This is a genomic window from Desulfoferula mesophila (assembly GCF_037076455.1).
Lineage (GTDB): Bacteria > Desulfobacterota > Desulfarculia > Desulfarculales > Desulfarculaceae > Desulfoferula > Desulfoferula mesophila.
Genome location: NZ_AP028679.1, coordinates 3592028 through 3604898, shown reverse-complemented (window position 1 = coordinate 3604898; position 12871 = coordinate 3592028). Strand labels below are relative to the sequence as shown.

Here is a 12871-nt window from a genome sequence, read left to right as displayed (position 1 = left end):
CGGCCGCTTAGTGGCAGGAGGCGCAGGAAGAGGCGGTGCAGGAGGCGCAGCCGCTGGAAGAGGAGACCATCTTGCCGCCGGAGCCACTCTTGTGGGCAAAGCCGCTCAACAGGCGCTCCACCTTGGCGCAGTCGCACTTGGGGCAGGTGACTTTTTCATTTTTCTTGAACACCAGGGTCTCGAAGCTTTCCTGGCAGCGGGGGCAGTAGAACTCGTAAATAGGCATATTAAATTTTCCCCGGCGGCGGGACCGCCTTGGCTTGGTTGGTAGTACGGGCTTTATATTCTCAAGATAGTATGCCCGCCCCGCCCAGGCAAGCCTCAGACGGCCAACGCCTCCTTGACCATGGCCAGCAGGAGGGGCAGGTTGATTTCGTGGTGGCCGGTGATGTTGATACCCCGCCCCCCGGTGAGCACCGGGCGGGTGACCACGTTGGTCATGGGGCGGTAGTGGCGCAGCATGTCCATGTTCACCGTGGTGAAGTCCTTGGCCTCGTGGCCCAGGTTGCGCGCCGCGCTCAGCGCCTTCAAAAACACCTCGGGCAACACCACCGCCGAACCCAGGTTGACGTACACCCCGCCCTTGAGTTCGCCCACCTGGGCTGTGAACAGGCGGAAGTCCACGTGGCTGGCCCGGCCGGTGGCCGCGCCGTCAAAGCTGGGATGCATGTGGATGATGTCCGCCCCGATGGACACGTGCACCGTGGCCGGCAGGCCCAGGCGGGCCGCCGCGGCCAACAGCGACACCTGCACGCAGGCGGGGGCGGCCTCCAGGATGGCCCGGCCCACGGCCCGGCCCAGGCCGGCCTCGGGGTCGGCGGCCACCGCGGCGTTGATGAACTCCCCGGTCTGGCGGGCAGTGCCGAAGCTGCCGTCGGCCAGGGCCTCGGCCACGTCCTCGCTGGTGCGCCCGGCCAGGGCCATCTCGGTGTCGTGGATCACTCCGGCCCCGTTGAAGGCCAGGCCGGTGAGGATGCCCTGCTCCATGGCGTCGATGATCAGGGGGCTCAGGCCCACCTTGATGACGTGGGCGCCCATGCCCAGCATCACCGGGCGCCCGGCCCGGCGGGCGGCCACGATGGCCCCGGCCGCGGCCCTGAGGTCGTCGGCGGACAACACCTGGGGCAGGGATTCGATGAACTGCCGGAAGCTTCCGCCCGGCTGCCAGGGCTTGCCCAGCATGGCGGCGGCCACCTTGGAGGGCCGCAGATCCAGGTCCGACAGCTTTAACTTGCTGAGGTCTATGGGCTTTTGACTCATTGGCTACGCCCGAATAGGGTGAGGTCCACTAGCTCGCAGATCAGGTGGACGCAAAAGGCGTGAATTTCCTGGATGCGCGGGGTCAGCTCGCTGGGCACCTGTATCAGCACGTCGCACAGGGGCTCCATGGCCTCGCCGTGGCGTCCGGTGAGCCCCACCGTGGCCAGGCCCCGTTGACGGGCCGCGCCCAGCCCGGCCAGCACGTTGGGGCTGCGCCCGGAGGTGGACAGGCCCAGCACCACGTCGCCCTCGCTGGCCAGGGCTTTTATCTGCTTGGAGAATATCTCTTTATAGTCGTAGTCGTTGGCCACCGAGGTGAGCACGCTGGTGTCGGTGGTCAGGGCCAGGGCGGGCAGACCGGGACGCTCCATCATGAAGCGGTTGACCAACTCGGCGGCCAGGTGTTGGGCGTCGGCGGCCGAGCCGCCATTGCCCATGGACATGAGCTTGCCGCCCCCGGCCAAACAGCGGGAGATGAGCTGGGCGGCGGCCACGGCCTGATCCAGACCCGAGCCCAAAAACTCCTGGTGCACCTCGATGGCCTGTTTCAGGGCGGCTTCGGCTATGTTTCGCATTTTACCAGCGCTCCAAAAGACTTAACAGGCTGCGAAAAGGTTAAATTATCGGGGCGGCCCCCGCTTGTCAAGGCCGGCGCTTGCGGCCCTTGCCCTCTTGCTTGCCCCGGAAAATCAGGCGCAGGGGCGCGATGGTCAGCCCCAGGGCCCGGCGCAGCTCGTTGGTAAGGTAGCGGCGGTAGGAAAAATGCACCCGGCTGGGGTCGTTGACCTTGAGCACCACGGTGGGCGGGCGGCTGGCCACCTGGGAGCCGTAGTAAATCTTGAGCCGCTTGTTCTTTACCAGGGGCGGGGGATGGTGCTCGGTTATCTGGCTCAAGGCCTGGTTGAGCTGGCCGGTGTTGAGGCGCTGGTTGTATTCCGCGAAAAGCTGGTCCACGGTGGGCAAAAGCTTTTTCACCCCCTGGCCGGTCTTGGCGCTCATGAACAGCAAGGGGGTCCAGGGGGCGAAGCGCCGGGCCATTTCCAGCTCATGGAGCAGGATCTTTTGGCGGTACTCGTCGCCGGCCAACAGGTCCCACTTGTTCACCACCATGATCAGGGCCCGGTGGCTGTCCAGGACGTGCCCGGACAGGCGCAGGTCCTGGTCGGTGATGCCCTCGCTGGCGTCCACCAGTACCGCGCCCACGTGGGCCCGCTCCACCGCCCGAAGGCTGCGGAACACCCCGGCCTTTTCCAGGCCCCGGTTCACCCGGCCCTGGCGGCGGATGCCCGCGGTGTCGATGAGCAAATAGCGCTTGCCATCCACCTCCAGGGGGGTGTCCACCGCGTCGCGGGTGGTGCCCGGCACGTCGGAGACCACCACCCGTTCCTGGCCGGTGAGGCGGTTTATGAGGCTGGACTTGCCCACGTTGGGCCGCCCCAAAAGGGCCAGGCGCACCTCGCCCAGGTCCTGGGCCGCCTCGTCCTCGCCCTCGGGGGGCAGTAGCTCGGCCAGGGCCTCCAGCAGGTCGGGCACTCCCCGGGCATGGGCCGCGCTGATGAAGAACAGGTGCTCCACCCCCAGGGAATAGAACTCGGCGGCCGCGTCTTCCAGGTTGGGGCCGTCCACCTTGTTCACCGCCCACACCACCGGCTTGGTCGCGGTGCGCCGCAGGTGGCGAGCCACCTCCTGGTCCTGGGGGGTGAGGCCCGCCCGGCCGTCGGCCAGGCACAAGATGACGTCGGCCTCGTCCAGGGCCATCTGGATCTGGGCGTGCACCTCGGCGGCAAAGGCCTGATCCGCCGGGGGATCGAAGCCGCCGGTGTCCACCAGGGTCACCTCCCGGCCCTCGATCTTGGCCCGGCCGTAGAGACGGTCCCGGGTCACGCCCGGCAGGTCGTCCACCAGGGCCTGGCGGGTGCGGGTCAGGCGGTTGAACAGGGTGGACTTGCCCACGTTGGGCCGGCCCACTATGGCCACTATGGGCGTCATTAGTGCAGCTCTCCTAAAAAATCAAAACTGTGCGGCCCCAGGCGCTCCGGGGTCTGCTCCACCACCTGGCGCAGGCCCACGAAACCGGCCATGGTCGGGTCTTGCATGACCCGGCCCAGGCTGGCCAGGGCCGGGGCCGCCGAAGGCGCGAACTGGGGGCGGTTGCGCTTGCGGGTGAGAAAGGCGAAGGCCCCCAGGGCCTGCATCAGGCGGCTGGCGCTCACCGGAGCCCAACCGGCCTGGAATTCACCCTGATTGAACGCCCCTTGCGCGGCGGCCAGGGCCAAGAACTCCTCCAAGAGCCGCTGGCGCAGGCTCCAGGGAAGTTGCACATAGGGATCGTGCAGCAGGGAGGCCAAATCATACTGGGCCGGGCCCAGGCGCGCCCCCTGAAAATCCACCAGACCGTAGCGCCCCCGATAATATACTACGTTGCGGCTCTGGAAATCGCGGTGCACCAGGGCCCGGGGCCGGGCCTCTCCGGCCAGGCGGCAAAGCACCTCCAGCTCATCCTCCAGCTCCGGGGGCAGCTCTTCGGGCTGCCAGCCCGCCGCGCCCAGCACCAGCTCACGCAGGAAGTAGTTCGCCTCCTGCTCGCGCAACACCCGGGGGGTCAGTTCCGGGCCGTCGTAGCACAGCTCCACGTTCAGTCCCATGGCCTGGGGGGTCAGCAGGCGGGCCAGCATGGCCAGCACTGGGCGGTAGAGCTCGGCCACTACCTCCTGGTCCTTGCCCGCCGCGGCCACCGCCTCCATGAGCGAGCCCTGGCCCAGGTCTTCCATGAGGAAGCGCCCGCTTGCCTGGTCCGCCGCCAAGACCCGCGCCACGGGCAGGCCCAGGCGGCCCAGATGGTGGGCCAGGTATTCCCAGGAGCGGTTTTCCGCCTGGTTCACCGGGTTGGCCATGGCCACCAGCGAGCGCACGCCGCCCCGCAGGCGCACGAAGGAGCGCAGGCTGCCGTCGGCGAAAAGCGGCTCTACCTCTATATTGGCTGGCCGCTCTCCGGGCCAGGCCTCCTGGGCCCAGGCCGCCAGCTCCGCCGTCAAATCCCGCTCAGGCATGGGCCCCGCCTTGTATGCGTCCCCTGGCCACGAATCCGTCTCCCAGCACCGCCCGCTCCACCCTGGCCCCGGCGCTCACCCGGGCGCCGGGCAACAGCACCGTTTCGTGCAAAAACGACCCCGCCTCGGCCACCGCGCCGGCGCCCAACACCGCGAAACCCTTGACCTGAACTCCGTTTTCCAGGCGGGCCCCCGGTCCCAGCAGCACCGGCCCCTCCGGGGAGAGGCCCCTGAGGCCCGGGGGAGGGTTGTGAGCCAAGAGGCGGTGCAGCATTATAAGTCGTTCCGGGGTGCCCAGGTCGTCCCAGAACCCTTCCAAGGGCCGGCCCAAAACCTTTTCACCCCCGGCGATGGCCGCCCGCAGGCCCTCCACCAGGGAGGAGCGGCCCGAGGAGGGCAGATAGTCCAGCAGGCGCGGGCTCAGGGCGGCCAGGCCGCTGTAGGTGAGCCAGCGGGCGGGAGAGAGCCCCTCCTGGCCCTGGAAGCCCAGGATGCGGCCCGCCTGGTCCAGGGCCACGGTGTTGAAGCGGGGCTCGTCCACCAGACCCAGCACCGCCACCGCGCCCTCGTCGTTGAGTGTCTGCATGAGCTCCGGCGCCGGGGCCGTGGCCAAGACATCGGAATTGACCAGCAAAAAGGGCTCGGGCCCCAAGAGACCCCGCGCGGCCACCAAACCGCCGCCGGTGCCCAATATCTCGGGCTCGTGGCTGATGGCCACCTCCATCGCCTCCGGCGGTTGTTCCCGCAGGTAGTGGTGCACCTGGTCGGCCAGGTAGTGGGTGTTCACCACCGCCCGCTGGACGCCCCAAGAAGCCAGGCGGCCCAGCCACAGCCCCAACAAGGGCCGGTTCATCACCGGCATCAGGCACTTGGGTCGCTTGTCGGTGAGGGGGCGCAGCCTGGTGCCGAAACCGGCGGCGAGAATCATGGCCCGCATGGCCTACTCCAACGGGTTAACGATGGCTGAAGATTAGCACAGCGGCCTTCCCGCCTCAAACCAGGCCTTGACCGGGAGGGGTCGTCCGGGTAAGTCTCAAGATACACCAGCAGGAGGCAGAGCCTTGCGCCTTTACTCCAGACATCTCCCCCTCGTGGCCCTCTTGGGCCTGTGCCTGCTTTTGCCCGGCTGCTTCGACTGCGGGCTCAACCTAGTCCTCAAGCCCGACGGCTCGGGCACCCTGCGGGCCTTTGTGGAGTTGCCCGCCCCCTTGATCGGCCAATACCAACAGAGCGAATTCAAGGAGATTGTCTCGCCCGAGACCCCCGTGCAGCGCCAGGAGCTGGGCGGTCTGGTGGAGTTCGAGCAGACGGCGGAGTTCTCCGAGTTGAGCAAAGTGCACGCCGCGCGCATGCGCTTCTCCCTGGAGCGCATAGACAAGGGCCTGCTGGGGATGCGCGTGGACACCTACCGCCTGACCGGCTGGCTGCGCAGCCTGGAGGGCGATCACCCGGACCGTGACCAGGTCTTGGGCACCGAGCGGGACCACTTCAAGGACCAAACCCCCGCTCCGGCCCAGCCCCTGGACCCGGACACCGCCCGGGCCAACCAGCTGCTCACCGCCGGCATGGCCGGGCGCTTCATCACCGTGGGCTGGCAGGTGCCCGGCAAGATCATCGACGTGTGGAAGCTCAACATCGGCGGGCGCCTGGTCACCCCCCAGGTCATCGCCGACCAGGGAAAGGTTACCTGGCGCATACCCCTGGCCCTGCTGGCCACCGCCAAGGTGCGGCACAATTTGGTGTTCAGGGTCGAGTTCAAGGGCGACGTGCGCAACGCCTCCGGCGATCCGATTCTCAAGCAAGACAGCAACTGGGGCCCGCGAAAAGCCGCTCCGGCCAAGGATGGCCAGGAGACCAAAGAGGCGAAAAAGCCGCCGGAAGGCGAGGGGGTCAAGCCATGAACCGACGCGCGGTGCGCAACAGCCTGGCCCAGTCCATGGTGGTGGGGCTGCCGGGGCTTGAGGCGGGCCCGGATGAGCTGGCCCTGGCGGCCGAACAGGGCCTGGGCGGGGTGATCCTTTTCGCCCGCAACGTGGAGTCTCCGGCCCAGGTTTGGCAGCTCAACTACGACCTGCGCCGGGCGGCGGCCAACGCCGAGCGTCCGCCCCTGTGGGTCATGGTGGACCAGGAGGGCGGCAGCGTGGCCCGTCTGCACGCGCCTTTCACCGATGGCCCGGACCTGGCCGAGCTGGGCGGGGCCGATGATGAGGCCCTCATGGCCCACGGGGCCAAGCTGGGGCGCGAGGCCCTGGCCGCCGGTTTCAACTGGGACCTGGCTCCGGTCATGGACGTGCACGCGATGGAGGGCGGCATCATGGCCCGGCGCAGCCTGGGCGCGGACCCGGCGCTGGTGGGCCGGTTGGGCGCGGCTTTTATCCGGGGCATGCAAGAGGCGGGGTGCCTGGCCTGCGCCAAGCATTTCCCCGGCCTGGGGCGCACCACCGCCGACACCCACAAGGAGCGCCCCACCGTCAACCTTTCCCGCGCCGAGCTGGAGGCGGTGGAGCTACCCCCCTTCCGGGCCGCGGCCCGGGCCGGGGTGGCCGGGGTGATGATCTGCCACGCGGTGTACGCCGCCCTGGACCCGGATCGCCCGGCCTCGCTGTCGCCCGCGGTGATCCAGGATCTGCTGCGCGGCGAGTTGGGCTACGACGGCCTGATCATGAGCGACGACCTGGAGATGGGCGCGGTGGTGGGGCAGATGGCCCCAGAGGAGGCGGCGGTGGAGGCCTATCTGGCGGGCAGCGACGTGCTGCTGATGTGCCACCGCCCGGAGCTGGCCCTGGCCGCCTTGGAGCGCCTCACCGACCTGGTCATGGCCGGGGAACTGGACCCGGCCCTGGTGGCCGAGCGCGCCCGGCGCATCGTGCAGAGCAAGCAGCCTTTGGAGTTTTTGCCCCCGGATATGAGCGTGCTGCAAGCCGAACTGGCGGCCAACCAGCGGGCCTAGGCATCGAATCATCAGGTAAAAACCGCGATCGCGCGTAGGGGCGGGGTTCATCCCCGCCAGAGAGCGCCGGCGGTCCGGGCTAGGCTTGCTCCCGCCCTTCCAGGGCCGTCAGCAGGCGCTGGTGCAGGTTGTCGAAGCCGCCGTTGGACATTACCAGGCACAGGTCGCCAGGCACCAGGGCCTCGACCAGCGCAGCCAGCAGGGCGTCGCTGTCCGCATAGGCCCGGGCCGTCACCCCCCGCGCGGCCAGCTCGTCTGCCAGGCGGGCGCTGGAAAAGCGCTGCTCGGGCGGCAGATCCTCCACCCCCGGCGGCTCACGCAAAAGCACCAGGTCCGCGGCGTCAAAGGCCTGGGCGTAGTCGGCCTGGAAGCGGCTGGTCTTGCTGGTGTTGGTGCGCGGCTCGAACACCGCCACCAGGCGGCCTTGGCCCGGCGTCCAGCCGGGCAGGCCGAAGCGGGCCACCGCCTTGGTGGTCTCGCGCACCGCGGTGGGGTGATGGGCGAAGTCGTCCACCACCACCACGCCGTCCGCCGCGCCGCGCACCTGCTGGCGGCGCTGCACTCCCCCGAAACCGGCCATGAGCCCCGCCGCCACCGCGGGCTCCAGCCCCCCGGCGCTGAGCGCGGCCACCGCGGCGGCCACGTTGAGGGCGTTGTGCTCCCCGGCCAGGGGGGAGGTGAAGTTCAACTCCCAGCCGTTGGGGCCCTTCAGGCGCAGGGCCGCCCCGCCGCCGGGGGCGGGTTCGGTGCCCAGCAGGCTCCAGTCCCAGCCCGGCCCCACCCCGTAGGTCTGTACCCGGCAGGCGGCCCGGGCCGCCCGGGCCATCACATCGCCGCTTTCGCCCCAGGCCACCAGGGTGCCTTCGGCTGGGATGCGCTCCACCAGCAGGTCAAACGCGGCGCGCACCGCGTCCAGGTCGGCGTAGATGTCCCCGTGGTCGAACTCCAGGCTGGAGAGGATGGCCACCTTGGGGCGGTAGTGCACGAACTTGGGACGCTTGTCGAAAAAGGCGGTGTCGTACTCGTCGCCCTCCACCGCGAAGTGGGGGCCCGCCCCGTCGCGGAAGTTCTGCCCGCCTTCGTTCATGAGGCCCCCCACCATGAAGCCGGGGTCCAGGCCCGCCCGCAAAAGGGCGCTGGCCAACAGGGCGGTGGTGGTGGTCTTGCCGTGGGTGCCGGCGGCCACCAGGGAGAGCCGGTCGCGGATGAACCACTGGGCCAGGGCCTGGGGCAGGGAGAGGTAGGGCAGGCCCAGGGCCGCCAAACGTTCCACCTCGGGGTTGTCGGCCCGGATCACGTTGCCCACGATCACCACCTCGGGCACGGGGTCCAGGTTGGCCGGGTCGTAGCCCGAGGCCACGGGGATGCCGCGCTGGGCCAGGAAGGTGCTCATGGGCGGGTACAGGGGGCGGTCCGAGCCGCGCACCTCCAGGCCCTGGGCGGCCAGGCCTCCGGCCAGGGCTCCCATGGCCACCCCTCCGATGCCCATGAGATAGACGCTCTTAGGATGGGGCGGGGCTTGGTTCAGGGCCGGGTCCAGCTTCACGAGGCTTCTCCCAATAGTTGCCAGGCCAGATGGTGCAGTTCGCGGCGCAGCGGGTTGAGGCGGTCGTTGCCCCGGCCCAGGGCCACCCGGTTGGTCAGAAGCACCACTCCCCGGTTGCTGGCCGGATGCCACCACAGGGAGCAACCGGTGAAACCCAGATGGCCCACCGTGCCCGCGGGGGCGTTGTCCCCGGCCAGGGAGTCCGGGCCGCCGGGGGTGTCGAAGCCGGGGGTGCGGCCCGAGCCGGGGGTGGCCGCGTCGCGCTCGAACAAACAGGCCGCCTCCGGGTCGCGGCACAGGGCGTCCATAACCGTGGCCACCATGGACGCGCTGCCGAAGAGCCCGGCATGGGCCGCCAACCCGCCCAGGGCGTAGCAGTTCTCGTCCTCCACCTGGCCGTGGATCTCCGGCCGACCCGGCAGGGGGCCGCAGGGGGCGATGCGCTCCAAGGGCCAGGCGGGCGGGCGGTCCAGGGGCAGGTAGCGCGGGCCCGCCACCCCCAGGCGGGCGTACAGCTCGGCCAGGGACTCGTCCAGGCCCTGGGCGAAGCCCTGTTCCAGCAAGAGGCCCAGGGTGAGATAGCCCAGGTCGCTGTACAGGGCCCGGCTGCCAGGGGCGTGGATCAGGGGCTCGTTCATGAGCATGGAGCGCAACAGGGCCCGGCGCAGCTCGGGCGGCTGCTGCTCCAGGGCCTGGAAATAGGGCTGATAGGCCGGGAAGCCGCCCGCGTGGGTTAGCAGGCGCTCCACGGTGATGTCGTCTTTTTCCTCGGGCACCGCCTGGCCCCACAGGTCGTAGAGGCCCTGGTCCCAGCCCAGGGTCCCGCGCCGCTCCAGCTCCAGGGCCAGGGGCGCGCCGGCCAGGGGCTTGGTCAGCGAGGCCAGGTCGAAGACGGTGTCCGGCTCGGCCGCCCCCGCCGCCTCCAAAAAAACCGCCTCGTCGTCCGCCCACAACAAAAGCACCGCCGCCGTGGCCGCGCCCCCGGCCACGCCTTTGGCCAGGGCTTGCCGCAGTTCCCGCTCAGGCAAGGTTCAGCCCCACGCTCAGGGTGCCGGCCCCGCCGTCCAACTCGGCCAGGGCCCCCAGGGGCAACAGGCGGTTGGCCGCGCCGTGGCCAAAGGGCAGGCCCATCACCACCGGCTTGCCCAGGCCCTCCAGGCGCCGGGTCAGGGCCGGGGCCGCCCCCGGTGGGTCGCTCCCCTGGTCGCCGAGGCGGCCCACCGCCACCCCGGCCACCTGGGCCAGGGCTCCGCTGAATTCCAGCTGGCTGATGAGCCGGTCCAAGCGGTAGGGGGCCTCTCCACTGTCCTCCAGGATGAGCACCGCGCCGGTGAGCTCCGGGAACCAGGGGGTGCCCAAAAGGCTGCACAGGGTGGTGAGGTTGCCGCCCATCAGAGGTCCCGTGGCCCGGCCGCCGGTCAGGCCCCGGCCGTTCAGGGCGGCGGGCCAGGGGCGGCGTCCCGCCAACAAGGCGGCCAGGTCGGCCCGGCTGGCCTGATCCAGGCGGGGGATTTGGGTCACCACCGGCCCGTGCAGGGTTACGAGCCCCAGGGCGGCCAGGGGGTTCAGGAGGGCGGTGAGGTCGGAAAAACCGATGAGGCAGGTCTTGCTTCGGGCCAGGGCGGCCAAGTCCAAAAGGGGCAACAGGCGCAGGCAGCCGAAGCCGCCCCGCGCGGCGATCACCGCCCCCAGGCTGGAGTCTCGCATCAACTCGTTCAAGTTGGCGGCGCGCTCTTCGTCCGGCCCGGCCAGGTAGTCCAGGGAAGCCGTTACGGCCGGGGGGCAATCCACCCGGCAGCCCGGGGCCAATTCGGCCAGGGCGGCCAGACCCGCTTCCAGGGCGTCGGGAGCCACCCGCCCGGCCGGAGCGACCACGGCCAGGGGAAGGCCGGGGGCGGGCCAGCGGGGCGAGAGCGCGGCCATCATTGGTTACGCAGGTAGAGGATTCGCAGGCCCTTGAGGGTGAGCAGTTCGTCCACGGAATCGATACAAGACGAGTGCTCGGCGATCACCTTGGCCAGGCCGCCGGTGGCCATCACCTTGCTCACCACCCCGCGCTCGGCGTTGATGGCGTTGACCAGGCCGTCCACCAGGCCGGCGTAGCCGTAGATGATGCCCGCGTTCATGGAACTGATGGTGTCCTTGGCCACCACCGCCTTGGGCCGGGCGAAAATCTCCACCCGGGGCAGCTTGCTGGCCCGTTGGAACAGGGCCTCGCAGGAGATCATCACCCCCGGGGCGATGGCCCCGCCCAGGTACTCGCCGGCGGCGCTGATGCAGTCGAAGGTGGTGGCCGTGCCGAAGTCCACCACGATCAGGTCGCCCTTGCTCTGCTCGTAGGCCCCCACCGCGTTGACGATGCGGTCGGCCCCCACCTCGCGGGGGTTGTCGTAGAGGATGGGCATGCCGGTCTTGATGCCCGGACCCACCAGCAAGGGGGATATGCCGAAGTAGCGGTGGCAGAAGCCCTCGTAGGTGCTGGTCAACGGCGGCACCACCGTGGAGATGATCACTCCCTCGATGCTGCCCATGGGCACCGGGCTGGCCGCGAACAGATTGCTGAACAGCACCCCCAGCTCGTCGCGGGTGCATTCGCGCTCGGTGCGTATGCGCCAATCGGCCACCAGGCGATCGTCGCTGAATACGCCCATCACCGTGTTGGTGTTGCCCACGTCAATGGCCAACAGCATCAGCTAGCCCTCCGATCCCAACTCTTTAAGCACCACCTGTTTCAGCTCGCCGGCCACCTGATCCATCAGGTCGGAATCGGAGGCCTCCACCATGATCCGCAACTTGGATTCAGTGCCAGAATAACGCAGCAGGAGCCGTCCCTCGTCGCCCAGGCGCTCTTCCTGGGCCTGCATGGCCTTTACCAGGCGGGGCATCTCGGCGATGGGCGGCTTGCGCGACACCGGCACGTTGATAAGCACCTGGGGCAGGCGGGTCATGATGGCCTTGAGCTCGCTGAGCTTCTTGCCGGTCTGGACCATCACGCTGAGCACCTGCAGGGCGCTGGCGATGCCGTCGCCGGTGGTGTTGTGGTCCAGAAAAACGATGTGCCCGCTCTGCTCGCCGCCCAGATTGTAGCCTCCCTGGCGCATGGCTTCCACCACATAACGATCGCCCACCTTGGTGCGCAGCATGCGGATGCCCCGCTCCCGTAGGCATAGCTCCAGGCCCAGGTTGGACATCACCGTGGCCACCAGGGTGGCGTGGTTCAGACGGCCGATGGACATGAGGTGGTCGGCGCACAGGGCCATGATCTGGTCCCCGTCCACCACTTCGCCGGTTTCGTCCACCATTATCAGCCGGTCGCCGTCGCCGTCGAAGGCCAGGCCCAGATCGGCTTTGCTCTCGGCCACCAGCCGGGCCAGGCCCTCGGGGTGCAGGGCTCCCACCCCGTCGTTGATGTTGGTGCCGTCGGGCTTGACGCCCATCACCGCCACCTCGGCCCCCAGCTCGGAGAACACCGCCGGGGCCACCCGATAGGTGGCGCCGTGGGCGCAGTCCATGGCTATGGTCAGCCCGTCCAGGGTGTGTTCCGCCGGGAAGGAGTTCTTGAGAAAAACGATATAGCGGCCGGGGGCGTCGTCGATGCGCCGGGCCCGCCCCACGCGCCCGGGCACGGGGCCGGAGTATCCGCCGCCGCAGGACAAAACGTCCTGCACGTAGTTTTCGATGTCCGCCTCCACCGCGTCGGGCAGCTTGAAGCCGTCGGGGCCGAAGACCTTGATGCCGTTGTCCTGATAGGGGTTGTGGCTGGCGCTGATGACTATGCCCGCGGCGCAGCGCATGTTGCGGGTGATAAAGGCAAGGGCCGGGGTGGGCAGGGGGCCCACCACCAACACGTCGCGGCCCATGGAGCAAAGCCCGGCCACCAGGGCGTTTTCAAACATGTAGCCCGACAGGCGGGTGTCCTTGCCCAACACCACCTTGCGCCGCTGGTCTCCGTGGGTGATCACCGCCGCCACGCCCTGGCCGATGGCCACGGCCATCTCCACGGTCATGGGCGGCTGGTTGGCCACCCCGCGCACTCCATCGGTGCCGAATATCTTGCGCTCCACC

Annotated in this window: 13 protein-coding genes; 2 read left to right on the top strand and 11 right to left on the bottom strand. The window is 69.3% G+C overall.

Features of this window, described 5'->3' with window-relative positions; translation table 11 throughout:
• Positions 1-7: 7 nt before the first annotated feature.
• From AACH32_RS16515 to AACH32_RS16490, 6 genes are all read right to left on the bottom strand, one after another.
• A complete protein-coding gene (locus tag AACH32_RS16515; protein ID WP_338601885.1) occupies positions 8-226 on the bottom strand; it encodes an FmdB family zinc ribbon protein in 219 nt (72 codons plus the stop codon).
• Between the two features lie 95 nt (positions 227-321).
• On the bottom strand, positions 322-1260 hold the full coding sequence (locus AACH32_RS16510) for a hypothetical protein (RefSeq protein WP_338601882.1): 939 nt from the start codon (positions 1258-1260) through the stop codon (positions 322-324).
• A complete protein-coding gene (locus AACH32_RS16505) occupies positions 1257-1835 on the bottom strand; it encodes a D-sedoheptulose-7-phosphate isomerase (RefSeq protein WP_338601880.1) in 579 nt (192 codons plus the stop codon). The genes AACH32_RS16510 and AACH32_RS16505 overlap by 4 nt, the downstream gene beginning before the upstream one ends.
• Positions 1836-1902: 67 nt before the next feature.
• Entirely contained in the window at positions 1903-3249 is a 1347-nt protein-coding gene (der, locus tag AACH32_RS16500) for a ribosome biogenesis GTPase Der (RefSeq protein WP_338601877.1), read from the bottom strand.
• Entirely contained in the window at positions 3249-4310 is a 1062-nt protein-coding gene (locus AACH32_RS16495; protein WP_338601874.1) for an aminoglycoside phosphotransferase family protein, read from the bottom strand. The genes der and AACH32_RS16495 overlap by 1 nt, the downstream gene beginning before the upstream one ends.
• Positions 4303-5247: an NDP-sugar synthase gene (locus AACH32_RS16490; RefSeq protein WP_338601872.1), complete on the bottom strand. Its 945-nt coding sequence runs from the start codon at positions 5245-5247 to the stop codon at positions 4303-4305. The genes AACH32_RS16495 and AACH32_RS16490 overlap by 8 nt, the downstream gene beginning before the upstream one ends.
• 124 nt (positions 5248-5371) lie before the next feature.
• On the opposite strand from AACH32_RS16490, the gene AACH32_RS16485 reads away from it, so the two are divergent.
• Entirely contained in the window at positions 5372-6211 is an 840-nt protein-coding gene (locus tag AACH32_RS16485) for a hypothetical protein (protein ID WP_338601869.1), read from the top strand.
• Positions 6208-7260 (top strand): beta-N-acetylhexosaminidase, encoded by a 1053-nt coding sequence (gene nagZ / locus AACH32_RS16480; RefSeq protein ID WP_338601867.1) that lies wholly within the window; start codon positions 6208-6210, stop codon positions 7258-7260. Before AACH32_RS16485 ends, nagZ begins: the two co-directional genes overlap by 4 nt.
• Positions 7261-7339: 79 nt before the next feature.
• Here the strand turns inward: nagZ and AACH32_RS16475 are convergent, their stop codons facing one another.
• The 5 genes from AACH32_RS16475 to glmM are packed head-to-tail and all read right to left on the bottom strand — an operon-like array spanning position 7340 to position 12870.
• A complete protein-coding gene (locus AACH32_RS16475) occupies positions 7340-8806 on the bottom strand; it encodes a UDP-N-acetylmuramate--L-alanine ligase (protein WP_338601865.1) in 1467 nt (488 codons plus the stop codon).
• Positions 8803-9834 (bottom strand): serine hydrolase domain-containing protein, encoded by a 1032-nt coding sequence (locus tag AACH32_RS16470; RefSeq protein WP_338601863.1) that lies wholly within the window; start codon positions 9832-9834, stop codon positions 8803-8805. The genes AACH32_RS16475 and AACH32_RS16470 overlap by 4 nt, the downstream gene beginning before the upstream one ends.
• Entirely contained in the window at positions 9827-10732 is a 906-nt protein-coding gene (locus AACH32_RS16465; protein WP_338601861.1) for a S66 peptidase family protein, read from the bottom strand. The genes AACH32_RS16470 and AACH32_RS16465 overlap by 8 nt, the downstream gene beginning before the upstream one ends.
• Positions 10729-11496, bottom strand: coding sequence for a type III pantothenate kinase (locus AACH32_RS16460; RefSeq protein WP_338601859.1), 768 nt, complete (start codon positions 11494-11496; stop codon positions 10729-10731). Before AACH32_RS16460 ends, AACH32_RS16465 begins: the two co-directional genes overlap by 4 nt.
• A gap of 3 nt (positions 11497-11499) precedes the next feature.
• Positions 11500-12870 carry a phosphoglucosamine mutase gene (gene glmM, locus AACH32_RS16455; protein ID WP_338601856.1) on the bottom strand — a complete coding sequence of 457 codons (1371 nt, stop codon included), beginning with the start codon at positions 12868-12870 and terminating at the stop codon, positions 11500-11502.
• Between the last annotated feature and the right edge of the window lies 1 nt (position 12871).

Excerpts from the sequence above, each read along its gene's own strand:
- AACH32_RS16495 (WP_338601874.1), bottom strand. The coding sequence starts at position 4,310 with ATGCCTGAGCGGGATTTGACGGCGGAGCTGGCGGCCTGGGCCCAGGAG.
- AACH32_RS16510 (WP_338601882.1), bottom strand. The coding sequence starts at position 1,260 with ATGAGTCAAAAGCCCATAGACCTCAGCAAGTTAAAGCTGTCGGACCTG.
- nagZ (WP_338601867.1), top strand. The coding sequence starts at position 6,208 with ATGAACCGACGCGCGGTGCGCAACAGCCTGGCCCAGTCCATGGTGGTG.
- AACH32_RS16505 (WP_338601880.1), bottom strand. The coding sequence starts at position 1,835 with ATGCGAAACATAGCCGAAGCCGCCCTGAAACAGGCCATCGAGGTGCAC.
- AACH32_RS16465 (WP_338601861.1), bottom strand. The coding sequence starts at position 10,732 with ATGATGGCCGCGCTCTCGCCCCGCTGGCCCGCCCCCGGCCTTCCCCTG.
- AACH32_RS16515 (WP_338601885.1), bottom strand. The coding sequence starts at position 226 with ATGCCTATTTACGAGTTCTACTGCCCCCGCTGCCAGGAAAGCTTCGAG.
- der (WP_338601877.1), bottom strand. The coding sequence starts at position 3,249 with ATGACGCCCATAGTGGCCATAGTGGGCCGGCCCAACGTGGGCAAGTCC.
- AACH32_RS16490 (WP_338601872.1), bottom strand. The coding sequence starts at position 5,247 with ATGCGGGCCATGATTCTCGCCGCCGGTTTCGGCACCAGGCTGCGCCCC.
- AACH32_RS16460 (WP_338601859.1), bottom strand. The coding sequence starts at position 11,496 with ATGCTGTTGGCCATTGACGTGGGCAACACCAACACGGTGATGGGCGTA.